Annotated in this window: 23 protein-coding genes; 11 read left to right on the top strand and 12 right to left on the bottom strand. The window is 45.9% G+C overall.

Translation table 11 applies throughout. The features are described from left to right. Positions 1-197 precede the first annotated feature (197 nt). Both cysZ and mtnA read right to left on the bottom strand, forming a co-directional pair. Positions 198-917: a sulfate transporter CysZ gene (cysZ, locus tag AC1YY3_RS07260; RefSeq protein WP_482194388.1), complete on the bottom strand. Its 720-nt coding sequence runs from the start codon at positions 915-917 to the stop codon at positions 198-200. After that, positions 907-1,947 (bottom strand): S-methyl-5-thioribose-1-phosphate isomerase, encoded by a 1,041-nt coding sequence (gene mtnA / locus AC1YY3_RS07255; RefSeq protein ID WP_482194387.1) that lies wholly within the window; start codon positions 1,945-1,947, stop codon positions 907-909. The genes cysZ and mtnA overlap by 11 nt, the downstream gene beginning before the upstream one ends. A 144-nt stretch (positions 1,948-2,091) precedes the next feature. On the opposite strand from mtnA, the gene AC1YY3_RS07250 reads away from it, so the two are divergent. Then, on the top strand, positions 2,092-3,402 hold the full coding sequence (locus AC1YY3_RS07250; protein ID WP_481823333.1) for a TRZ/ATZ family hydrolase: 1,311 nt from the start codon (positions 2,092-2,094) through the stop codon (positions 3,400-3,402). Between the two features lie 109 nt (positions 3,403-3,511). Continuing rightward, a complete protein-coding gene (locus tag AC1YY3_RS07245) occupies positions 3,512-3,748 on the top strand; it encodes a TIGR02647 family protein (protein ID WP_481823332.1) in 237 nt (78 codons plus the stop codon). Between the two features lie 166 nt (positions 3,749-3,914). Here the strand turns inward: AC1YY3_RS07245 and rpoH are convergent, their stop codons facing one another. From rpoH to AC1YY3_RS07210, 7 genes are all read right to left on the bottom strand, one after another. Continuing rightward, positions 3,915-4,772, bottom strand: a complete 858-nt coding sequence (rpoH, locus tag AC1YY3_RS07240) for an RNA polymerase sigma factor RpoH (protein WP_481823370.1) — start codon at positions 4,770-4,772, stop codon at positions 3,915-3,917. A gap of 92 nt (positions 4,773-4,864) precedes the next feature. Next, on the bottom strand, positions 4,865-5,524 hold the full coding sequence (locus AC1YY3_RS07235) for a hypothetical protein (protein ID WP_481823331.1): 660 nt from the start codon (positions 5,522-5,524) through the stop codon (positions 4,865-4,867). A gap of 92 nt (positions 5,525-5,616) precedes the next feature. Further along, entirely contained in the window at positions 5,617-6,162 is a 546-nt protein-coding gene (locus tag AC1YY3_RS07230) for a hypothetical protein (protein WP_481823330.1), read from the bottom strand. Further along, entirely contained in the window at positions 6,155-6,757 is a 603-nt protein-coding gene (locus tag AC1YY3_RS07225; protein WP_481823329.1) for a hypothetical protein, read from the bottom strand. The genes AC1YY3_RS07230 and AC1YY3_RS07225 overlap by 8 nt, the downstream gene beginning before the upstream one ends. Beyond that, positions 6,758-8,488: a serine/threonine protein kinase gene (locus tag AC1YY3_RS07220; protein WP_481823328.1), complete on the bottom strand. Its 1,731-nt coding sequence runs from the start codon at positions 8,486-8,488 to the stop codon at positions 6,758-6,760. Continuing rightward, complete coding sequence (locus tag AC1YY3_RS07215) at positions 8,457-8,693, bottom strand: hypothetical protein (protein ID WP_481823327.1); 237 nt, start codon at positions 8,691-8,693, stop codon at positions 8,457-8,459. Before AC1YY3_RS07215 ends, AC1YY3_RS07220 begins: the two co-directional genes overlap by 32 nt. A 95-nt stretch (positions 8,694-8,788) precedes the next feature. Next, the gene (locus AC1YY3_RS07210) at positions 8,789-10,231 is read right to left on the bottom strand and encodes a PAS domain S-box protein (RefSeq protein ID WP_481823326.1); all 1,443 of its coding nucleotides are present in this window, start codon (positions 10,229-10,231) and stop codon (positions 8,789-8,791) included. A 336-nt stretch (positions 10,232-10,567) separates the two neighbouring features. Here AC1YY3_RS07210 and AC1YY3_RS07205 point away from each other — a divergent pair, with 336 nt between their 5' ends. After that, complete coding sequence (locus tag AC1YY3_RS07205; RefSeq protein ID WP_482194386.1) at positions 10,568-11,206, top strand: biliverdin-producing heme oxygenase; 639 nt, start codon at positions 10,568-10,570, stop codon at positions 11,204-11,206. A 66-nt stretch (positions 11,207-11,272) separates the two neighbouring features. On the opposite strand, the gene AC1YY3_RS07200 is transcribed toward AC1YY3_RS07205, so the two are convergent. Beyond that, entirely contained in the window at positions 11,273-11,464 is a 192-nt protein-coding gene (locus AC1YY3_RS07200) for a DUF1289 domain-containing protein (protein WP_481823324.1), read from the bottom strand. A gap of 122 nt (positions 11,465-11,586) precedes the next feature. Next, the gene (locus AC1YY3_RS07195; RefSeq protein WP_481823323.1) at positions 11,587-11,967 is read right to left on the bottom strand and encodes a hypothetical protein; all 381 of its coding nucleotides are present in this window, start codon (positions 11,965-11,967) and stop codon (positions 11,587-11,589) included. A 250-nt stretch (positions 11,968-12,217) separates the two neighbouring features. Between AC1YY3_RS07195 and AC1YY3_RS07190 the strand changes: the two genes are divergently transcribed. Further along, positions 12,218-13,627, top strand: a complete 1,410-nt coding sequence (locus AC1YY3_RS07190; RefSeq protein ID WP_481823322.1) for an amino acid permease — start codon at positions 12,218-12,220, stop codon at positions 13,625-13,627. A 29-nt stretch (positions 13,628-13,656) separates the two neighbouring features. Here the strand turns inward: AC1YY3_RS07190 and AC1YY3_RS07185 are convergent, their stop codons facing one another. After that, positions 13,657-15,021 carry a sigma-54 interaction domain-containing protein gene (locus AC1YY3_RS07185; RefSeq protein ID WP_481823321.1) on the bottom strand — a complete coding sequence of 455 codons (1,365 nt, stop codon included), beginning with the start codon at positions 15,019-15,021 and terminating at the stop codon, positions 13,657-13,659. A 214-nt stretch (positions 15,022-15,235) separates the two neighbouring features. On the opposite strand from AC1YY3_RS07185, the gene AC1YY3_RS07180 reads away from it, so the two are divergent. The 7 genes from AC1YY3_RS07180 to AC1YY3_RS07150 all read left to right on the top strand — a co-directional run bounded on the left by AC1YY3_RS07180 (position 15,236) and on the right by AC1YY3_RS07150 (position 21,754). Beyond that, the gene (locus AC1YY3_RS07180) at positions 15,236-15,844 is read left to right on the top strand and encodes a DUF1264 domain-containing protein (protein WP_481823320.1); all 609 of its coding nucleotides are present in this window, start codon (positions 15,236-15,238) and stop codon (positions 15,842-15,844) included. A 129-nt stretch (positions 15,845-15,973) separates the two neighbouring features. Then, positions 15,974-16,978 (top strand): hypothetical protein, encoded by a 1,005-nt coding sequence (locus AC1YY3_RS07175; protein WP_481823319.1) that lies wholly within the window; start codon positions 15,974-15,976, stop codon positions 16,976-16,978. Positions 16,979-17,011: 33 nt separating this feature from the next. Then, positions 17,012-18,064, top strand: coding sequence for a cytochrome-c peroxidase (locus AC1YY3_RS07170; protein WP_481823318.1), 1,053 nt, complete (start codon positions 17,012-17,014; stop codon positions 18,062-18,064). A 104-nt stretch (positions 18,065-18,168) separates the two neighbouring features. Beyond that, a complete protein-coding gene (locus AC1YY3_RS07165; protein WP_481823317.1) occupies positions 18,169-18,600 on the top strand; it encodes a YeeE/YedE family protein in 432 nt (143 codons plus the stop codon). After that, positions 18,597-19,007 (top strand): DUF6691 family protein, encoded by a 411-nt coding sequence (locus AC1YY3_RS07160; RefSeq protein WP_481823316.1) that lies wholly within the window; start codon positions 18,597-18,599, stop codon positions 19,005-19,007. The genes AC1YY3_RS07165 and AC1YY3_RS07160 overlap by 4 nt, the downstream gene beginning before the upstream one ends. Before the next feature lie 253 nt (positions 19,008-19,260). Beyond that, on the top strand, positions 19,261-20,400 hold the full coding sequence (locus AC1YY3_RS07155) for an MBL fold metallo-hydrolase (RefSeq protein WP_481823315.1): 1,140 nt from the start codon (positions 19,261-19,263) through the stop codon (positions 20,398-20,400). Positions 20,401-20,509: 109 nt separating this feature from the next. Beyond that, complete coding sequence (locus tag AC1YY3_RS07150; RefSeq protein WP_481823314.1) at positions 20,510-21,754, top strand: NAD(P)/FAD-dependent oxidoreductase; 1,245 nt, start codon at positions 20,510-20,512, stop codon at positions 21,752-21,754. The last annotated feature ends 34 nt before the right edge of the window (positions 21,755-21,788 follow it).

Genomic DNA, 21,788 nt, shown 5'->3' with positions numbered 1-21,788 from the left:
GGTGCATCTTCCCTAACGGTAATTTCAGCTTCTCTCACATAACCATGTCGTTTAGAAAACGTTACCACCTTTTACTCCATAAAAATACGATATTGCTGAATCCGCCTATACGTCACTTTTATACAGGCACTTTGGCGAATCAATAATCTTTTAGAAAATCCCATTAATTCACGTTCAAAATCAAACAGTGACGTATCTCAATCCCGCTTAATCTCATGAAAATAAAGCGTAGCTCCAATCACCGCAGCCGGTGCGACGATAATATTCAACACCGGAACAGTCAGCCCCAACACCGCCAGCCCGCCAAAACTTAACGCGCCCAATCTTACACTCTTAACCAACGCTTTCTGCTCGGAAAACAACACGCCCTGATTTTCCAACGGATAAGCCAAATATTCCAAGGCCATGCCCCACGCCCCGAACAACGCCCATAAAAAAGGCGCAATGACATTAAGACCGGGAATAATCGACAACACCAGCAACGGCAAGGCTCGACTTCCCAAATAGCCGATGCGCTTGGTTTCCGCAAGCAGGACTTTCGGCAACGGCTGTTCGGCCGTTGCAAAAGCTTGATCGCTAACCATCGCCAAGGTTTTTTCCGATAATTTGCCGTAAAAAGGCGCGGCCAGCAGGTTCGCCACGACGGTAAAAGTAAAAAAGCCGCCGATAAAAAAGCTGATAAAAAACAGCGGCCATAATACCCAGCTTAGCCATTGCAGCCAGCCGGGAATAAATTGATCGATCAGATCCGAAATATAAAAATAGCCCAAGGTTAAGGCGACGCTATACAGCACCACGTTGATTAACATAGGAATGATAATGAACTTGCGCAATTCCGGGCTGGTCAACAATTTCAGCCCCTTAAACAAAAAGCCGACAGCTAATATCGGGTTATTGCCTCTTTTATCAAAGTGCATTTTTTAAACCTCCCACGCCTTGCCCGGCAGGGTTTAATATCACGCCGCGCTCGGTCACAATTGCCGAAATCAGTTCCGCCGGGGTCACGTCAAAAACCGGATTCCAGGCGCTGACCAAGGAATCTTCTTTGATATAACAAGCGGGCAATAATTCGTTCTGGTTGCGTTGTTCGATTTCTATCAGATCGCCGCTAGGCATGGTCCAGTCTATGGTCGAGGTCGGCGCGGCCACCATCAATTTCACACCATGCTGTTTGGCTAATACGGCCAACGAATAGGTGCCGATTTTGTTGGCGGCATCGCCGTTGGCGGCAATGCGGTCTGCGCCGACCACGATCCAATCGATAGCGCCGGATTTCATCAGCCATGCGGCGGCCGAATCGGCAATCAACGTCGCCGGAATGCCGTCTTGCGCCAGTTCCCAAACGGTTAATCGTGCGCCTTGCAGCCAAGGCCGGGTTTCGCCCGCATAAACGTTGCGCCGTTGTCTTTGATAAGCGCTGCGGATAACGCCCAGCGCGGTGCCGTAACCGCCGGTCGCCAAGGCGCCGGCATTGCAATGCGTCATCACGCCTTTAGCGTCGGCCAGAATATCCGCGCCCAATTCGCCCATGGTGTGATTGGCGGCAATATCGTCGCTATGGATTTTTTCCGCGCAAGCCAGAACCGCCGCTATCGGGTTATCGGTCTGCTGGGTTAATACCGCCGTCATCCGGTCCAAGGCCCAAAACAGGTTAACCGCCGTCGGCCTGGACTTGGCCAGCATCGCTATATCGGCGCTGACTTTTTGCCGCCAATGGTTGGACTGGGCGTAGTGCTTGCGCACCGACAGCGCTACACCGTAAGCTGCGGCAATGCCGATGGCCGGTGCGCCGCGAACGCGCATAGTGGCAATGGCTTCGGTGACGCCGACCGCATCGGTGTATTCGTCATAAACGATGGTTTCCGGCAATTGCCGTTGATCCAGCACTTTTAAAGTCTCGCCGGTCCATTGCAGGGCTTGTACGGTTAATTTGTTTTGCATAGTCATTAATTTATAAAGTAAATGTCATTATTCAGCGTTTTTCCGGAGGCGAAAGGCACAGGTTTTCATCTTTGATTCTTGCCAAGCCTTGGTGCTGAACACCTATTAAAAAGTTATAATTCGGCAACTTAAATATAGGAATACCTCATGATAATCGTCGATACCCTGATTCACGCCCGCTGGATTATACCCGTTGAACCGGAATCCGTAACCTACGAATACCATAGCCTAGTCATTGATAAGGGTCGGATTATCGACCTAGTACCCACGGATGTCGCCAAGCATAAGTATCAAGGTACAACCACAGAAAACCTTAGCTCACACGCCCTACTACCTGGATTCATTAACTGTCATACCCACGCAGCAATGACTTTAATGCGTGGCATTGCCGACGACTTGCCATTGATGGACTGGCTGCAAAACCATATCTGGCCGCTGGAACAAAAATGGATGAGCGATGCTTTTGTAAGGGATGGCACTGATTTGGCGATTGCCGAAATGCTACTGGGTGGGACGACGTGCTTCAATGACATGTACTTTTTTCCCGATGTGACGGCTCAACAAGCCATACAACATGGCATTCGTGCCTGTGTGGGCTTGATTGTGATCGACTTTCCAACGGTTTGGGCGGAGAACAGCGCCGCCTATATCGCAAAAGGTCTAGAAGTTCACGACCAGTTTCGTCACCAACCACTCATCACAACCTCTTTTGCACCTCATGCGCCTTATACTGTTTCCGACGACCCTTTACAAAAAATCAGGACGCTGGCGGACGAACTTGAAATACCCATTAATATGCACGTCCATGAAACCTTGCATGAAGTCGAACAAGCGCAAGCGAATACTGGGCAACGGCCTTTGCAAAGGCTAAATAACCTTGGGCTGCTCAACCCGTCCTTTATCGCAGTCCACATGACACAACTGACAGACGGCGAAATCAGCCTGGTTGCCGAATCCGGTGCCCATATCGTCCATTGCCCAGAATCTAATCTAAAGCTCGCCAGCGGCTTTTGCCCAATTGCCCAGTGCCTTAACGCTGGTATTAATGTGGCATTAGGCACTGATGGCGCAGCCAGCAATAATGACTTGGATATGATGGGAGAAATGCGGACTGCCGCCCTGCTTGCCAAAGCCGTCGCCCAGGATGCCAGTAGCGTTCCCGCCATGACCGCCTTGCGTATGGCAACTATTAATGGTGCGAAAGCCCTTGGACTGGAACACGAAACAGGCTCATTGACTATCGGCAAATCCGCCGATGTTATCGCCATCGATTTAGATCACCTGGAAACGCAACCCCTATATTGCCCAATTTCGCAAATCGTTTATGCCGCTAGCAGACAACAAGTTACCGATGTGTGGGTTGCGGGAAAACAATTGCTAAAACAACGTCAGTTAACTACCGTAAATTTAGCGGCTTTGAAAGCACGGATTACGGAGTGGCAACATCGGTTATCAAGCTAATCGACTATTTCCTCAAATAATTCTACGACTAACTGCATATCCAATATATTATTGTCAGTAGCAGATAGCTTTTATAGTCTGCACCGATCAACTATAGCTGAGGTCACACATGCAATTTACCCAAGACAACCTAGAAGAACTCAACATCCTCGTTCGCTATAAACTGACCACGACACTGGAAGGAATAAAAGTCCACACAACGGCAGCACCAACGACTATCGAGGCGACTCGGCGGCTTTTTAACAAAGGTCTGGTAACACTGGAAGACGGCGGTTATTTGACTGCGCTAGGACTTGAAGCCGCAGAACGCGCCCATGTGCTATTGGGGTTAATGAATCCGGCTTAAACCTCCTAATCCCACAGTTAAGGAGTGCAAAGTAAGCTTTGCGCTTGCTCCACACTGGCAAAGATTGCTTTGCACTCCAATATCTATCATTAGATGTTAATTTAATGGTAATAAAAAAGGCTTAGGACTTTCGCCCTAAGCCTTTGTAATGATTAACTTGAAACTATCAAGCCGCAAAAACCACCGCTTCCCGCAATTTTTTCATGGCATTCTGTTCCAATTGCCTGATTCTTTCGGCAGACACTTGATGGCGTTCGGCGAGTTCATGCAGCGTTGCCTTTTCTTCGGCTAACCAACGGCTAGATACAATATCCAGACTGCGTTCATCCAATCCACCCAATGCTTTAGATAGCAATTTCTGCTCATGCCCTCGCCATTCGGCATTTTCCAGCATGACCGCTGGATCATCATTTTGCTGGTATAAATAGCTGGCTGGTTCAACATACGTTTCTTCGGATTTCTCATCCACCGGCATGTCATAAGACGTATCCCTGCTACCCAAACGCTTTTCCATTTCGAAAACGGCACTGACTTCAACATTCAGGTCAGTGGCAATCGCTTCTGCTTGATCGTTTGATAACCAACCTAAATCCTTCTTGGATTTACGTAGATTAAAGAACAGCTTACGTTGCGCTTTGGTTGTAGCAATCTTGACGATGCCCCAATTTTTGATGACGAATTCATGGATTTCTGCTTTGATCCAATGCACCGCAAACGACACCAAACGCACACCCATTTCAGGATCGAAGCGTTTGACAGCCTTCATCAAGCCGACATTGCCTTCCTGGATAATATCCGGCATGGACAGACCATAACCGCTGTATCCACGGGCAACATGAACGACAAAGCGCAAGTTTGCCATAACCAGCTCACGCGCCGCCGCCAAATCGCCATTGTCTCTGAATCTAATCGCCAGCTCGCGTTCTTGCTCAGGTGTCAATTTAGGCATTTGCCTAACGACATTCAAATACGCATCAAACGTACCAACCGATAAATTCACGGGCAATGTAATCGCATCACTCATCAACAACTCCAAAAAGTTAAGATATGCCATAATTTTAGCACTCGATTACTAAGAGTGCTAATAATTATGGGAAGTTCAACCACTTTTTAGCCTCAAACGAATAAATAAACTGTTAAATATTCGTTCGTCCATTCTTCACCAAAACTACGATTCATTAACCGAGTTCCTGGCGAATTGATTTTATGATGATGCTTGTAGTTTTCCAGATTGGTTTTGTGTAAAGCCGCCGTTTTTTTATCGAATATTTCAGCATTCTGAAACAAATTGGTTAAATGCCCAACCAGCGTTAAATGTATCTCACCTAACGCCGAAAACTCACTAATTTCGCGTGGTCTGATAAAAAACTCCTGCCCTGACCGGCATTCATCAAACCATTGAGGAAGCGCTTCACCTTGACTAAAATCCGGGTAATTCGTGTGTGCAAAATCCATAAACTCTTTAACTACAGCCGAAGTTGTCATTGGCTGGATTAAGCACACAGTATCCATAAGGGCGATGATCGGCTTTTGCCCTAACAGCACGAACTCCATGCTGTATACGGGTAATTGATAAGCGCATTCTGGAAAAAAGAATACCGCCATAATGTTGATTTTGGGGGCATGAGTGTGGGCAATGCGTAATTGCCCAACATCACCGATCTGGAAAAAATGATTCTCAATGGTTAAAACACCGTCTTGTTCATGGCGTTCAATCCTGGAAAATTGATTAGGTAATTCAAGTTGTTGACATGATAACCCGTCAAAAACTGCCACTGTCTTTTCTATAAGGGTCTGAAAAACCATAATATAAGCTCTTAAAAGCCCCTCATCTCAACCTTCTTCCTAAGGGAAATGGCACTTTTGGATTATTCGGTGTAGGCGGGTTTTCGCAATTGCTCTTTACACCATAGCAATGCCGATATACTGATGTCGGTGAAGTAGGCGGGCGGGTGGATAAGATGCACTCTTGCTATGGACTGAGCCAAAGTTTCGTTATGGACATAATTTAAGGCAGAAGCCGCAACCAGCGGGGATCGCGCCAATCCACGATGGCAGAAAATACTGGTTGAACTCTCGTTTTCAAGTTGCGTGATTAGCATTTTGACAGCCGCCAATAATGCGTTGCGGTGTTTCAGCTCTGAAACATTCTTATACTGTTTAATGTCAAATTGTTCGAGCTTGGAAAAGTCAGTCAGTTTCTCCCCATCGGTAAAAACATCGGCAAAATCAAACTGCGAAATGGTATATGCCAATAGGTTTGGCTCAGGATAGATTTGGTGAATATCTATGCCTGATACATTGATCCAATATTGTACATGTGCAATGCTGTGCTGACGCTCTAGCTCTTGAAGAGACGGCAAGCTCGATATGTAGATGCTTTCCTTGTAGGTATAGCGCACAATGTTAGGCAAGATTCAGAACGGGAAAATCATTTAGTACATTACGTAGCATTGACTCACGCGTCTTACTTTCAGGTAATTGTCTGTCAGGATGATTGCACAGGTGAAAACCTTTCCAGGTATTCTGACTTAAACATTGCTGTTTAACTAAAGCTTCAGTCAATGTCTGCAATGCGGCATTTGGAAAATCGACGACATCCCAAACGATAGAAAAATCAGTCATTAAGGGGTAAGCATCGGCAAATAATGCGCCGTCGTTGATGTGAACTAATGCCGTCACCTTCTCAATAGGACTATCCACGGTAGCAACTAACGACAATGCTGCAATCAGCGAATCCATTGTTGTGGGTGGATTGGCGGCTAGAATGATAGGAACATTTAAGCTCTGGGGTTGATAGGCCAGCATGTGCAGATTCATTCCCGGTCTTAGCAATCTGACTAAGCCTCTACGTTTCTCGTGCCTGCCAAAGACATCGGCGAACCGCGATCCCAATCCCAGCTCCAGAAGCATTTCATCCTCGGTTTTTATCAACCCTAACGCTTCTAGCTGATAAATTGTCCAGACATGTGAATAAAATAGGCAATGAATGGGTCTTGTTGTGGACATTTATGACTCCCCGTTATTGAATTGTGTGATTACCGCTTGATTTCGGGTTACTAAATCCAGCATCACGGTATATAAACCGTCAAACGATACCGCGAAATGTGTGCTTGTTTGGGTAAAATTTCCGAGCAATTTTTGTTGTAAGTCTACACCACAACAATATAACTTGGTCTCTTGCGTTAGCCAATATACCGCATTACCAATACAACTGATTTGTTTGATTTGATCGGATAATATGGTTTTTTTTGCTTCCTCGGTCTCGTTCAAACGCCAGATCGAATATTTATTGTGGTCTTTAACATTCAAGGTAACACCAAGGACAATGTCATTAGATCGCGTCATCGCTAACAAAGGACCATCCAATACCCAATTAAACGTTACTGCACCCGCACCATCGCGCTTGACCAGCTTATCGTTAGCCAAGCCTTCACTCATACAAAATGATTCCGTTTCAAACAGGCATATTTCTGGATCAAAAAGATAGGATGGCGAGCGAAAACTAAAATTAGTGCCATTTTTTAAGTTGTGATAACAAACATTAAAATCATCCGTAAACACTAACCTATTGTTATGATAATGAAAATTCTTAGGTCCATTGACTTTATCTAGCAATGTCGTCGTAGCCATCGTATTCAAATCAAGCTGTTGAATACGGGTAGGCGTTGCATACACGAGTGTCGCCGCGCCAGTGACCTGAATGGAATGTGTATTCGTCAGGGTTTTCAGCACATGATTTGGAAATTGTAGATCGATTATATCCGTATACGCTGCATAGGTCAGAGCTACGTACACCCGTCCCGCCACGTGAAAACAGTTAAGCCCCAACACATTGTCTTCCAGGGGCAAATTTAATTGCCGTACTTTAGCCTCTAGCCGTTGTAACGGAGTGAACTGTTGCTCAGAACGTGCATCGACAAATTGTTTTTGCAACTTGCTTAAATAGGCATAAGCCAAACTGGCGGTTTCAATTCTTTTTTGGGGGGATTTTGTCAATAAATGATCTATCAAATCCCGTAAAGGTTGATATTTGATGGCTTCAAGAGAAGGTATTTGGGCTAAATTTGCTTGGGTAATTTCCTCAACATTACCTGTAAAGGGTCGGTAACCGGTACATAGCTCGAAAGCAACAATACCTAGGCTGTATAAGTCGCTGTTAAAAAAAAACTGGCTACGAATTCGTTCAGGTGCTATATAGGCTGGCGTTCCGGTAACATGATGCCCTTCTTGAGCTTCACGCAGAAAACAGGCGGCGCCCAAATCGCCCAAAACATACTCAAATTGACCATCCGACGTAGGTCGCAAAAAAATATTTTCCGGCTTAATATCGCAATGGATACGATTAAGCGCATGTAGGTAAATCAGCGCCGCTGAAATATCGTGCAAGCAACGAAAAACCAAGTCAATACTCAGATTCCCACGGCTTGCAAGGTAATCAGACAAACTACCGCCGGAAAGATACTCATAAACCAAGCAGGACTCACCGTCAGTCCGATGAAAGGTGTTTAAGCAACGCACCAAATGATGGTGTTTCATGTCATAAGCGGCACCTATTTCCCGCAAATAAGCACCTTTCGCATGTTGTTTAAAACACTTGATGATTACCTTGTAGCCTGTTTTTTCATCGATACCTATCAGAACACTGCTGGTCGAGCTTTCTCTTAAAAGCTCAAGTACGGTATATTCTTTCGGGAAAAGATTGTTATCAGGTAAAGCGCAGTCTTGCCAATGCTTCATCGGGAGTTAACTCTTGCGCGAAACCGGATTGTTCGAAGGAATCAATTCGAGCCTTGGCGCTAATCAGAAATTCACTGGTCTCAGTGCCAGTGCTTTCATAACTCACTTGTAAGCAACTTAAGTCATGCCCACTAATCGTGGAAAATACACCTTGCAACATGCCTGCCATCATGAATTCTATCGGGCTATATATTAAATTAGGCAAGCAGAATGACGAGACTGGGTTTTAGCGGCGGCATGATTTTTTACCGCTTACTTAGGAGGGTGAACTCAAAAAAACGTTGGACTGCCTTGTGTTGCTTATTCAGTCAACGACAGCAAATAGCTGTGCAGGTTATTGGCTTTACCATCCAATTTTAATTTCTTGCGGATATGCTTTCTGTGGTTGTTTATGGTTTCTGAAGATAGATTTAAGGTCGTAGCAATTGCTTTTGTGGATAGTCCCTGTCTAACTAATGATGCCACCTGAATCTCGACGCGGGTTAATTGCAGGTACACGGAAGGGAGATTATTTTCAGCCGACCCAAATGATTTCGTTAGCTGATTGAGATTGTTTTCAATAATATCGACAAGCCGAGTGGATTGAATCCGACCAGTATCCGCCGCTTTCAATAACTTCAGGAACGGTAAGATGGTTTCTGCAACGCCTTGTGAGAGCGCAATTTGGGCTTCAGATTTATCCGTTTCTCGGTGTTTAAGGAGAATATTAAGCGCAGAATTAACCTCCACCGTTTCTGTCTTAACCTTTTGAAGCTCTTCTTTGTTTGTAACAACTTGATTTTCCAAGCGTTCACGAGCATCAAGCAAGATTCTCTCAGCTTGCTTCTGAGCGGTGATGTCGGTAAATGCGCCTACAAAATGCGTAATCAAGTCTTCTGCATCGGTAACGGCGGTGATGGTCAGCCAAATTGGGAATACTTCGCCATTCTTTTGCTTCGTCCAGATTTCACCTTGCCAATAACCATTGTTTGCAACCGATGCCCACAACGCCCGATAAAAGTCTTCGTCGTGCAGATCAGAATTGAGCAAAGCTGGGGGCTTACCTATTGCAGCTTCGGCGCTATAACCCGTAATGCGGCTAAATGCTTGGTTCACTTGCAAGATGAGCTTGTTTGCATCGGTCACTATAATGCCATCCTGGGTTTCAAACGCTACCGCCGCAATACGCTGTTTTTCCTCTGCTTGCTTGTTTTGGGTAATGTCAGAGAGCATAACGCGCATTTGGATACCCGCATCAACCGAGTTAATACACATGCAATCAAGACGGACGTATAGGGCGGTGCTGCCTTTATTGTGGAGTGCCAGTTCACAATATTTATTTCCCTCTTCTTGCATTGCGTGAAGACAATATTGCTGCCAATGCGCTTTATAATCATCAGCAACAAACTGCTCAAAACGTCGATTGATAAGCAGCTTACGATCCATTCCGAGCAATTTGGCAGCGGTTAGATTAATTTTAGCAATCATGCCTTTTGCGTTGAGCGTGAGATAGCCCACTGGGGCAAAATCGTACAGTTCGACATAATAGCTATGCGAGACTTCAAGAGCTGCCTGCGTCCGCAGTAATTCCTGGTATTGCATTTGCAGTTCTTTTTGCTGTACATGTAGTTCGTTCAAGAGTTCCGTTGCAACGTGAACCCAGACCGGCTTATTTGAGGCTTCAGCGAGTGCGAATTGCGCCTCGGCTCTCGTCCGTAACTCTTCTTCTAGCAGGGGGTTAAATTCGTATGTCTTTGGGTTCATGAGAATACCGTCCGTAAATCTCGCAAAATAGGTGTTTTTTGAATATCACACTGGTTTTTCACAGAAACAACTCTTTTATGTTAAAAGGCAATCACTACGATTCACAAGATAGGGCTACAGTACCCGTGAAGGGTAGACTTATAACTTCTATTTTACCAACCAAACAAAAATTTTATCGTACTGCCTGCTATTTTTATATTTTTGCAAAGATTGGATAATCGTCTAACCTTAAACCATTACTGCATGTGTTTTCATTATTTTATGTGGCTTCCACACCCTCACATTGCCAAAAAGCCTTATAAGAGAATCTCTAAAAATTCAACCAATAATTACAACATGAACCTAAATCAAAGCGTTCGTACCCATGAAACAGCTAGGGGAGAACAACCGCCGCTGATTATGTCCCTGCTTAAGGCAGAAACCGCTACTGCCCATAGGCAATTAGAACGCACTAACAGTTTTATTAGGCTGTTCTCGCCAGATTACGCAATGCCGGAATATAAGCAATTGCTGTGCTTGTTTTATGGCTTTCATGCTGCGCTTGAACCGATGCTGTTTGATGACCTTGCTGAAGCTCACCAATTGGTATTAGGTCATAAAGTAAAAACTGGCTTGTTAGCAAGAGACATAGCCACATTCGGCGAAACTGAAGCAGAAATAGCGAAGATTCGTCGCTGTGCCGAATTACCACAACTCTCTTCATTTGCTCGGCAAATGGGTGCGTTTTATGTGCTGGAAGGATCGGTTTTAGGTGGTCGGATAATTTCCAAACAGCTCAAGGAGCATTTTGGTGATGCCATTGTCGATAAATTGAATTATTACACGTGCTATGGGGAGAATGTTGGCTTTGAATGGAAAAGCTTCCAAGCTTTCATGGGCAGCCAATTTGCGGATGATAGTAACCAAATACCTGAGGTAATAGCCGCAGCAAATGATACTTTTATGGCTTTATATCAATGGTTTAACAGGGCGTAACAGCTGACGTTTTGTCATCGGTTAAGCCCTTATCTTTAACTATAACGGCTGTTAGGCTAACTACCCTCACCCTTGGGCTTCGTAATTTTTTCGGCGTTCTTCTATATTTTTCAAATACTGTAGCCGCGTATCCTTATCTGCTTTCGGCCATTTCACCACTTCAATGAAAGATCGATAACAACCTATGCAAATATCATCATCGTTCATAACGCAGTTATCGTTGCAGGGTGATGGCACTTCTTCTTCGATTGCAGGCATTAACTATTCTCAAGTTTTACAATGATTAATTCGGAAAGTGGTGAGCCATTCAACACTATGTCCTGTTAAACATACTATAAAAATCAATTTAATCAACTTTCAAACACTTTCGATTTACCGCATCAATGCGTCGCGTTATATTTTTCTTTAACTTCTTTATAGTCAGCTAATGCGCCTTTTACCAATTCCCCGCCACTTTTCAGGTCACCATCGTTAAGGGCGGTACGTGCTTGCCCCAATTTGTTGCTGCCTTGGGCTTTCTTTATTGAAACTTTCGGATCAGATGTGGAGATAGGTTTTTGTAATTGCTTGGCTTCTAGCACCATTTCGACAATGGCTTTGGCATCTTCGCCTTTATCCACGGCGGCTACGGCTTGTTCTAATTTAGCGACGGTTTGCTCGATTGCCGCTTTTACTTGTTCGTTGTTTTCTGCGTAAGCGAGCGTGCTTGCTGATGCGAAACTGATTATTACTAATTGGAACAGTATTTTAATTGCATTCATTATGTTAAAGCCTCGTGGGTTGATGTTTTTGTCGAGCAGGTAACCGTTGCTCATTAAGCCAGACTAGTCCTTTGAGGTCAATTCTAAGGCTAGCTGGAGCTTAAGTCCACGCCTAATACTGTCGCCCAAAGTGGGCTGACTTAAATATGGACTGTTTTTCGCCATCCAACAAAACCTAAGGCTATAATCTCCATAACAGTTAATCTACGTTCTTTCCAAGCAATTAGTCGATAGGATGAAACCAACCGCTATGGCACTACCAATATTTCGCACCAAACGAGTTCAGTCTTACGATGAATCCGAGCAAAGTCTTAATCGCTGCTTGTCCGCCTGGGATCTGACTTTCCTCGGCGTAGGTGCCATCATCGGCACAGGTATTTTCGTGTTGACGGGCATTGCCGCCGCTACCCAAGCTGGGCCTGCCGTCGTGTTATCGTTCATCATTGCGGGGTTTGCGTGTATCTTTGCAGCCTTATCTTATGCCGAACTATCCGCAGCCATCGGCGGTTGCGGCAGTGCTTATGGCTACACTTACGCGGCATTTGGCGAGCTGTTCGCCTTCATTATCGGTTGGGATTTACTACTGGAATACGGCATAGCGGTCGCTGCGGTCGCAAATGGCTGGGCTAGCTATCTGAACAAAGCCTTATCAGCAATAGCCATACCTTTGCCAGAAGCCTTGACCAAAGCCCCCAAGCTGGGCGGCATCATCAATCTACCAGCAAGCCTTATCATCTTGATATTGATGGGCTTGCTTATCATCGGTGTAAAACAAAGCGCCAAAGCCAATAATGCGATGGTGTGCGTTAAATTGATTACTATCAGCATTTTTATAGGTGTTGCGGTATTTAACGTACACCCAGAAAACTGGCAGCCGTTTATGCCATTCGGCTGGTTTCAGACCCTGCCCGACGGCAAGACGACAGGCGTGTTGGCTGGGGCTTCCATGGTATTTTTTGCTTACGTCGGCTTTGATGCGGTTTCGACGGCGGCTGAGGAAGCCAAAAATCCGCAACGCGATTTGCCCTTTGGTATTATCACCTCATTGGTGTTTTGCACGGTGGTTTATATCCTGGTTGCCGGTTTGCTGACCGGCGTTGTGCATTATTCCCAGCTCAACGTTGAATCGCCCGTCGCTCATGCCCTCAGCTTAATTGGTTTTAATTGGGCTTCTGCCCTGATTTCTACAGGCGTGATTTCAGGATTAACCACTGTAATGCTGGTACTGTACTATGGCTTAACGCGTATTGTCTTCGCCATGTCGCGTGATGGTTTGCTGTCAGCGTTTTTCAGCAAGGTCAACCCAACCACCCAAACACCTGTGCGTATTATTGTGCTGTGCGGCATTATTATGTCGCTGATAGCAGGATTAATGCCGCTGGGTGATCTCGCCGAGTTAGTCAACATTGGTACATTGGCAGCTTTTGCCTTCGTCTGCCTGGGCGTAATCATTTTACGCATCACCCAACCGGAGTTGCCCAGACCGTTTCGTTCACCATTTAGCCCATTATTTCCCGTATTGGGCATGTTGTCTTGCGGTGGTCTCATGCTATTTTTACCCGCCCTCACCTGGCTACGCTTTGTGATTTGGCTGGTTATCGGCTTAATCGTTTATTTCACTTATTCTTTGCACAACAGTGAATTAAACGAAAATCAATAGCATTACATCTTTAGGTAACTATGAGCAAATCAAATTCCATAATGTTTCCGCTTGCGCCAAAAAGTCGCCCGGCTCATGCCCAAAAGATTCGCGGCTTCGCCCGCTTTGCCACGGCTTTGCTCCAGGGCTTGTTTGATAGCGGATTCCTCATCTTCGGGATTTAATTTGGCAGCTACCTTATGGGGTGAATACGTGAACCCTTGTGATTTTGGTTCCCTGAATTCGGGGGGTAGTTCCGATAAGCGCAAAGTCGCGCCCCTCCCCACAGCAAAGGCGTATTCCACGACATTGTGGAGTTCCCTGATATTACCAGACCATCGGTAGTCAAGCAGCACACGCATCGCATCAGGGTCGATTTTTTCGATTATACGAACCCGTTGGTCATTGTGCTGGTCAATGAAATGCCAAATCAGCAGGCTAATATCTTCCCTGCGTTCCCTGAGCGGTGGCAGGAAAATGGGGACGACCCGCAACCTGTACATCAAATCTTCGCGGAAATGCCCGTTTTTCACTTCTTCCCTTAATGAGCGGTGAGTTGCCGCAACAATCCTGACATCCACGTCAATGCTACGGTTTCCGCCTACCGGGATATAGTTCCTTTCCTGTAATACCCTGAGCAATTTGGCCTGTAATTCCAATGGCAGTTCTGCCACTTCATCCAAAAACAATGTCCCGCCGTTGGCGCGTTGAAATAAGCCGTCGTGGTCTTTTATCGCGCCCGTGAAAGCCCCGCGCACATGGCCGAATAATTCGCTTTCCAGCAGGTTGCTGGATAATGCCGCGCAATTGATCGCCAAAAAAGGTGCCGTACGGCGCGAACTCAATGTGTGGATGGCTTTGGCAACCAGTTCCTTGCCGGAACCGCTTTCCCCCCTAACCAGCACGGTGGCTTCTGTTTCTGCGGCATTTTGGATAATCTGGAAAACATCCTGCATAGCCGGTGAACGGCTTAAGAGGCCGTGGAAGTTTTGCTTTAATGTACTCGGTGCTTTGGGCAAAAAAACAGTTGATGCTGATTCTGAGGGTGCGGCGAGCAAGCCTATGCCGCCAGCAAATATCCCGGACTTATCATTTAAAACCTGGGCTATTTTTCTTAGTTCGATAGTGCCACCATTCGCTTGGGATAGCCTTATAAGCCGTCCTTCATCGCCACTGGCATCAACAATGGCGCATTCTTGCAGACACGTTTTACCAACCACGTCCTCCTGTCGTAAGCCTGATAGTATTTCCAACCCTAAGCTCCAGTAAAGCACTTGTTGATTTTTATCGACAATGTATAGGGCTGATGATTTACAAAGATTAAGCATTGTCGATAACAGCGTCGCGTTATCGAACTGCCCCAACCATTCGGTATGGTGCCTACAAAATGTCTCCGCCTGTCTTGTTTGTTTCATAATCGTCTCACTGAGCCATATTTAAGTTTCATTGGAACAATATATGAAACATACAATTTGTACAACTATTATTGAAACTATATAAATACTCTATAAAAAACAGATAGGTAACGCGCATTATATTATGTTGGCACGATTTTAGCTTAGTAATTAATGACAGTCAATAATTCTGGCTCGTCATAACAACAATTACACACTTTTTGGGAGGATCCAAATGAAATTAAGATTATTATTCGTCAGCGCTTTACTGGCATTAGCCAGCGGTTGCGCGACAACGGCGGCAACCTCTACAGTAGAGTCGGCGCATAACCATGCTGCGATGCCTGTTTCAGGTCAGCCTAAATACAATACCACCATGAACCCCAGGCAAACTGAACACCCGAATACCTTGGGTTTTAACGACTTGCACATCCAGGCTATCCGGCATCTAAAACCCGATGTCTTTAGTGCGGATGACCCTAAATTGCAGGCCATTGTCCATCATCACTGCAAGGCTTACGATGACGGTACATTAGTCTGCCTGATGTTCCCAGGCGGCATGAAAGACCAGGACAAACCGATTGGTTTTGAGTACATCATCAGCACGGCCCAGTACAACTCGTTGCCTGAAAAGGAAAAGCATTACTGGCATTACCATAAAACCGAAGTGGGCAGGGCTTGCGCCACCTTCCCTGATTTGACCAAGGAAGAAACGGCCAAGTTATTGCCGGTCGTACACGAAACTTACGGCAAGGTCGTGTATTTCCAAAAGCCCGAAGATAAACTACCGTTAGGCGAACCGTATGTGCTGATTGTCCAAGACATGCCGGACGTAAAACATTAATTCCATCCTCGCTGTGTACTAAAGCCACACAGCCTCAGCCAGCGGATCAAGGCTTCTTGGTCTCCGCTGGCTCTTTTTAACTGTCAAAACTGTCATCCTAATTTACGAGATTAAACCTAAGCCATTGCTATGAAAATTCAAAGTTTTTCGTTGAAAAATATAGGCTTAATATTGTTCATATTGGTTGTGGGCAACAATGCGAACGCAGGATGGTCATTGAAAACCGACAATAATGCGTTTTACACCGACGATGTGGCGTTGTTCTCGGTCACACGACGGCTTTCCCTTAAAGACGACCCGACCCAACCCACTGTTGACCGACCCAGCCAAGGCGGGGATTTCGTGTATGAACCTAGCGCAGAACTGGAATGGGCTGGTAATGATGCTTTCGGTGAAATACTGTTGTCATTGGATGCCGGTGGCTATGTTTTTTCTGGCCAATCGGCATTTACCCACGGTTTATACGAATTTCAATTGTCCCAAACATTCGCGACGGACACCAAAATAAGCCTGCATTACAACTTTGTGCCCGATCTTTTTTTAGGGCAAAATATTTTTAGGCAAGCGAACGGTGAAGAATCAGAACATGATGAACAGCTCACCAACCATTACTGGTCGATTCATGTGGACCAGCCGATAGCCAACAATCTGACCATCCGCTTGCTGGGTCGCTATGGTTTACGTAACTACAATGCGCCATTCCAGCATCGTGACACCGCGTTTTGGACATTGGGATCGCATCTTGAGTGGGCAATTAGTCCAGATATAGAATTGTTGCTCGGCTATCACTATGAGCGTGGCTTATCTGAACACGAAAAGGTAATCAACTTTCCTGACGATGTTTCCTATATCAACCACTATGCCTCGGCGGAGCTTAAGATACGTTTGCTGGAACGGTTAAGCAGCGTGTTTATCTTTGATTATGAAACAAATGGGTTCACTAGCGGACTTGTCAATGATGAACATTATCGCGCTTCGGAAAGCGTCTATCAGGGCGAGATAGAACTTTTGTATGAATTAGATGAATCGGCAACCGTTAAATTGGGTTGGCAACATGGCAGCAGGAAGTTAACAACGGAACAACAAAGTGTCAAAAACAACAACGTGTGGTTAGGGTTTGCGTATTCTTTCTAAACTGAATAGGGGTTTCCGCATTTTGGAGGCTGTATGCGATTTTTATTAAAGCTATTATTAGGACTGGTATTTTCGGTTTGCGCGTTAGCGGATCCTTATCTCGGCTTGCCGCCTTTGCCCATACCCGCCGATAATCCACAAACATCCGAAAAAATAGCGTTAGGCAGGCTATTGTTTAACGACAACCGCTTCAGTTCAGATGGCACCGTAAGTTGCGCCAGTTGCCACCACCCCGATAAAACCTTCATTGATGGCTTGCCCGTAGCTAAAGGGCTAAATGGGCAAACGGGTACACGCAATGCCCCTACCGTCGTCAATGCGGCCTTTTATGAAACCCTGTTTTTAGATGGACGAGCCAAGAGCCTGGAAGACCAAGCCCTAGGCCCTTTTGTCAACCCCATTGAACACGGCCTGGAGAACCATCAAGCCATTGTTGATGTTGTACAAAAAGACACAAATTACCCCCAGCAATTCAAGAAAGTGTTTGCCATTAAAGCAAGTGAAATAACGATTGATCACGTGGTCAAGGCCATTGCCAGTTATGAACGCACTTTGATTTCCGGGGGTTCGCCCTTCGACCGTCATCTTTTTGGTCGTAATCACGTAATGTTGTCGGAGAGTGCTGAACGAGGTCTAGGGATATTCAAGCGCAAAGGCAATTGCGTAACCTGCCATGAAATATCCTGGAATAACGCCTTATTTACCGACAACCGCTTTTACAACATAGGTGTTAGCTTTAAGCAGTTAACGCCCATCTTGGATGATTTGATCGCTTATGTTGACCAAGGCAAAAATCCTGACGGTTTTCCTTTAACAGCACTTCAGCGTTCTGAATTGGGACGCTTTAATGTCACCAAAAATCTTTCCGACATCGGCAAATTCAAGACCCCTACGTTAAGAAACATCGCCTTAACTGCACCTTATATGCACGATGGCAGCATGAAAACTCTGGAGGAAGTCGTTGAGCATTACGATAAAGGCGGAGACAAAAATCGTTTTATCGACACCAAAATTTTCCCCTTGCACCTGACGCAACAGGAAAAAGCGGATTTGCTTGAATTTATGCGGGCATTGACCAGTCCATAATATATTGTCTCCATACCCGTATAATGAAACGTGGATTCACCTCATAAGCGCAATAGTAAGGAATGCCCAAAGGCTTATTTTTAACGATTAACAATAGGTACACCATGGAAAATTTCACCCCCTTTTCGGCATTTTCAGGCGGCATCCTGATAGGGCTTGCCGCCACCCTGTTGTTATTGTTCAACGGGCGGATTGCTGGGGTCAGCGGCATCATGGGCGGCATGATGAACGCTGACCGAAAAGAATTATTTTGGCGTACCGCTTTCCTGGCGGGCATCGTGATCGGCGCATTCTTGTTCAATCAGATAAAGCCCGGTTTTTATCAGCCACGCGAAAACTTTCCGGTTTGGCTGCTGGCGTTTGGAGGTTTCCTAGTCGGTTTCGGCACCCGCATGGGCAATGGCTGCACGAGTGGACACGCGGTATGCGGCATAGCCCGATTTTCCGTGCGTTCGATTGCCGCCACTTTAACCTTCATGGCAAGCGGGTTTTTGACGGTTTACATTATTCGCCATGTATTGGAGGTATCGGCATGAAACTAATCATGGTCGCGTTAATCAGTGGCATACTGTTTGGTGCTGGTTTGGCGTTATCCCAAATGACCAATCCCGATAAGGTACTTAATTTTCTGGACCTTGCAGGCAACTGGGATCCCAGTTTGATTTTCGTTATGGTCGGTGCGCTTGCCGTCACGACACTTTTCTTCAGAAAGATACTCAAACGTCCAAGACCGCTATTTGATAAAGGATTTTACCTATCGAGCAAGCCTGCCATTGATAAACCGCTGCTTATCGGCGCGGCAATTTTTGGGATAGGCTGGGGGATTAGCGGATACTGCCCTGGGCCTTCCGTTGCCGGATTGGGCTTAGGAAATTTTGAGGCAGTTGTTATGATTTTTTCTATCTATCTGGGCTTTATCGCACATCGCCTGTTTAACAAATAAGGTTGTTTTCAAAAGTGTAATCAAACCTTTAATCATGTTTCATTTGTTTCATAACGATTTAGTGAAACACCAATATGTTTCATTGAAACACTTAACGCAGCCGACAAATCGGTTAAATTGCCACATAACCTAATCATAACAATGTGTTAATAACACACGTTTATTTTGGCATACGTTTTGCTTTTATATTTCCATCTGATTAGCGCTATCACGTGTCAATAGTGTGAATAGCCCAACAACGAGGAGAAACATCATGATATTCAAACAATTATTCGACCAGGAAACCTGGACTTACACCTACCTGATTGCCGACCCTATCAACAAAGATGCCGTATTGATTGATCCAGTAAACACGCATATCGACGATTATCTGGCTTTATTGGCAGAACTGGGGTTAAAACTGAAATATACCTTGGAAACCCATGTCCATGCCGACCACATCACCGCCAGCGGCTTGTTGCGGCAGAAGCTAGGCTCACAAACGGGCGTAGGCGCATTATGCGGGGCAGAAACGGCGGATTTCCAGATGAAAGACGGCGACGTGTTTACTTTTGCCAACAACGAACAGATCAAGGTTATCGCCACGCCAGGACATACCAAGGGCAGCATTTCCTTTTTGTGGCGCGACCGCGTGTTTACGGGCGATGCCTTATTGATTGGAGGTTGTGGACGCACTGATTTCCAAGGCGGCGATGCTGGTGTGCAGTACGACAGCATTACCCAACGCCTGTTCACTTTGCCGGATCATACCTTGGTGTATCCAGGTCATGATTACCAACAACGCTGGGTTAGCAATATCATGCAGGAACGCACCACTAATCCACGACTGGCAGGCAAAAGCCGTGAGCAATTCATTGAGATCATGAATAACCTTAACTTGCCTAAACCCAAGCTGATTGATGAAGCCGTACCAGCCAACCGCTTTTGCGGCCTGGAAGAAAAGCAACGGCAGGATGCTGTTGCCCACAGGGAAAGCGTACGGGAAAGCGCAAAAACAGGAGACGTTCCCATTGTCAACTGTGGTGGTGATATGCCGAAAACTGGCGGCATTACCGTTCAAGACATGGTTTCCGCTGCCAAACAGCAGATCACCGAAGTCAATGTAGAAAAAGCCAAGCAACTGATCGCCGAAGGCAATATTACCGTCATCGACACCCGCGAAGAAAGCGAGTATGCCGCCGGACATCTTGATAAAGCCGTGCTATTGACGCGCGGTGTGCTGGAATTCAAGATCGGCAATGTCCCAGAATTGGCGGATAAAAGCAAACCTGTGCTGATCTACTGCCGTACGGGAGGCCGTGCATCGTTGGCTGCCCTAAGCATGAAAGCCTTGGGTTACACGAATGTGCTTTCTATTGCGGGCGGTTATGAGGCTTGGCAGAAAGTGCATTGATGCTATCGTCATAAAAACAGTTGACTGGCAAGCAATTTTAGGTGAAAAAGGGCTTGTAATTGGTTGGTCAAAATAAATTAAAACTACTATAAAAAACACTGGAGGAATCATGTCTCAACACCATACCCTATTAATCGTCGGCGGCGGTGCTGCTGGCGTTTCTGTCGCCAACAACATGCGTCGGCAAAACCCAACGATAGCCATTGGCTTGATCGAGCCTTCTGAAAAACACTATTACCAGCCCGGCTTCACCATCGTCGGCGGCGGTGCATATACCTTAAAACAGGCGACAAAAGCAGAAAAAGACCTCATCCATCCCAGCGTTACCTGGATCAAGGAGTATGCTGACTCTTTCCAACCGGATGCAAACAGCGTAACCCTGCGTTCCGGCGATAAGGTCACGTACGACTACCTGGTCGTCTGCCCAGGTTTGCAACTGGATTGGGACAAAATCAGCGGCTTGAAAGAAACGCTGGGCAAAAATAATGTGTGCAGTAATTATTCTCCTGATACTGTCGAATACACTTGGGAATGTATACAAAACCTGCAATCAGGCATCGCATTGTTCACCCAGCCACCCATGCCGATCAAATGTGCTGGTGCGCCGCAAAAAATCATGTACCTTGCTGCCGACCGTTTCCGCAAAAAAGGTATCCTGGATAAATTCAGCATCGAATTTTTTACCGCAACCCCTGGCATGTTTGGCGTACCGTTTTTTGCCAAGGCACTAAATAAAGTGGTCGCCGACTATGGGATTAAGACCAACTTCAGCAGTAATTTAGTCGCGATTGATGGTACAGCAAAAACAGCAACATTTGAAGTCACAGAAGGCGATAAAAAATCAACCGTTACGAAAAATTTCGACATGATCCATGTCACCCCCCCGCAAAGCGCACCGGATTTCATCAAGCAAAGCCCGTTGGCGAACGCCGCCGGATGGGTGGATGTGCATCCAAAAACCTTGCAACATAACAAGTACCCCAATATTTTCGGCTTGGGCGATGCCACCTCAACACCCAATGCCAAAACCGCCGCCGCTGTCCGTAAGCAAGTGCCGATTGTGGTCGATAACATCCTTAACGTGATGAATGCTAAGGCAGTTATTGAAAAATATGACGGTTATGGCTCCTGCCCACTGACCACCTCGCTCAATACCGTCATGCTGGCGGAATTTGCTTATGATGGCAAAGTAACGCCGTCCTTCCCTTTCCTCGACCCACGCGAAAACCGTTTTATCTGGTGGCTGGGCAAAACCTGCGGTTTTCCATTTTTGTACTGGCACATCATGGTTAAAGGCTTGCGGATTGATATTCCGCATTTGGAATCTTATGCCAAGAAGTTTATGAAGGAATAAGCATTAGTCGCTTTTAAATAGTTCCTACGCTGGA

Source organism: Methyloglobulus sp., from assembly GCF_964779595.1.
Note: the sequence above shows the minus strand (reverse complement) of the source record. Positions and strands in the feature narration are given on the sequence as shown.

Excerpts from the sequence above, each read along its gene's own strand:
- AC1YY3_RS07165 (WP_481823317.1), top strand. The coding sequence starts at position 18,169 with ATGGAAAATTTCACCCCCTTTTCGGCATTTTCAGGCGGCATCCTGATA.
- AC1YY3_RS07190 (WP_481823322.1), top strand. The coding sequence starts at position 12,218 with ATGGCACTACCAATATTTCGCACCAAACGAGTTCAGTCTTACGATGAA.
- AC1YY3_RS07155 (WP_481823315.1), top strand. The coding sequence starts at position 19,261 with ATGATATTCAAACAATTATTCGACCAGGAAACCTGGACTTACACCTAC.
- AC1YY3_RS07200 (WP_481823324.1), bottom strand. The coding sequence starts at position 11,464 with ATGCCTGCAATCGAAGAAGAAGTGCCATCACCCTGCAACGATAACTGC.
- AC1YY3_RS07245 (WP_481823332.1), top strand. The coding sequence starts at position 3,512 with ATGCAATTTACCCAAGACAACCTAGAAGAACTCAACATCCTCGTTCGC.
- mtnA (WP_482194387.1), bottom strand. The coding sequence starts at position 1,947 with ATGACTATGCAAAACAAATTAACCGTACAAGCCCTGCAATGGACCGGC.
- AC1YY3_RS07205 (WP_482194386.1), top strand. The coding sequence starts at position 10,568 with ATGAACCTAAATCAAAGCGTTCGTACCCATGAAACAGCTAGGGGAGAA.
- AC1YY3_RS07185 (WP_481823321.1), bottom strand. The coding sequence starts at position 15,021 with ATGAAACAAACAAGACAGGCGGAGACATTTTGTAGGCACCATACCGAA.
- AC1YY3_RS07210 (WP_481823326.1), bottom strand. The coding sequence starts at position 10,231 with ATGAACCCAAAGACATACGAATTTAACCCCCTGCTAGAAGAAGAGTTA.
- AC1YY3_RS07180 (WP_481823320.1), top strand. The coding sequence starts at position 15,236 with ATGAAATTAAGATTATTATTCGTCAGCGCTTTACTGGCATTAGCCAGC.
- AC1YY3_RS07160 (WP_481823316.1), top strand. The coding sequence starts at position 18,597 with ATGAAACTAATCATGGTCGCGTTAATCAGTGGCATACTGTTTGGTGCT.
- AC1YY3_RS07175 (WP_481823319.1), top strand. The coding sequence starts at position 15,974 with ATGAAAATTCAAAGTTTTTCGTTGAAAAATATAGGCTTAATATTGTTC.
- AC1YY3_RS07150 (WP_481823314.1), top strand. The coding sequence starts at position 20,510 with ATGTCTCAACACCATACCCTATTAATCGTCGGCGGCGGTGCTGCTGGC.
- rpoH (WP_481823370.1), bottom strand. The coding sequence starts at position 4,772 with ATGAGTGATGCGATTACATTGCCCGTGAATTTATCGGTTGGTACGTTT.
- AC1YY3_RS07220 (WP_481823328.1), bottom strand. The coding sequence starts at position 8,488 with ATGAAGCATTGGCAAGACTGCGCTTTACCTGATAACAATCTTTTCCCG.
- AC1YY3_RS07225 (WP_481823329.1), bottom strand. The coding sequence starts at position 6,757 with ATGTCCACAACAAGACCCATTCATTGCCTATTTTATTCACATGTCTGG.
- cysZ (WP_482194388.1), bottom strand. The coding sequence starts at position 917 with ATGCACTTTGATAAAAGAGGCAATAACCCGATATTAGCTGTCGGCTTT.
- AC1YY3_RS07195 (WP_481823323.1), bottom strand. The coding sequence starts at position 11,967 with ATGAATGCAATTAAAATACTGTTCCAATTAGTAATAATCAGTTTCGCA.
- AC1YY3_RS07170 (WP_481823318.1), top strand. The coding sequence starts at position 17,012 with ATGCGATTTTTATTAAAGCTATTATTAGGACTGGTATTTTCGGTTTGC.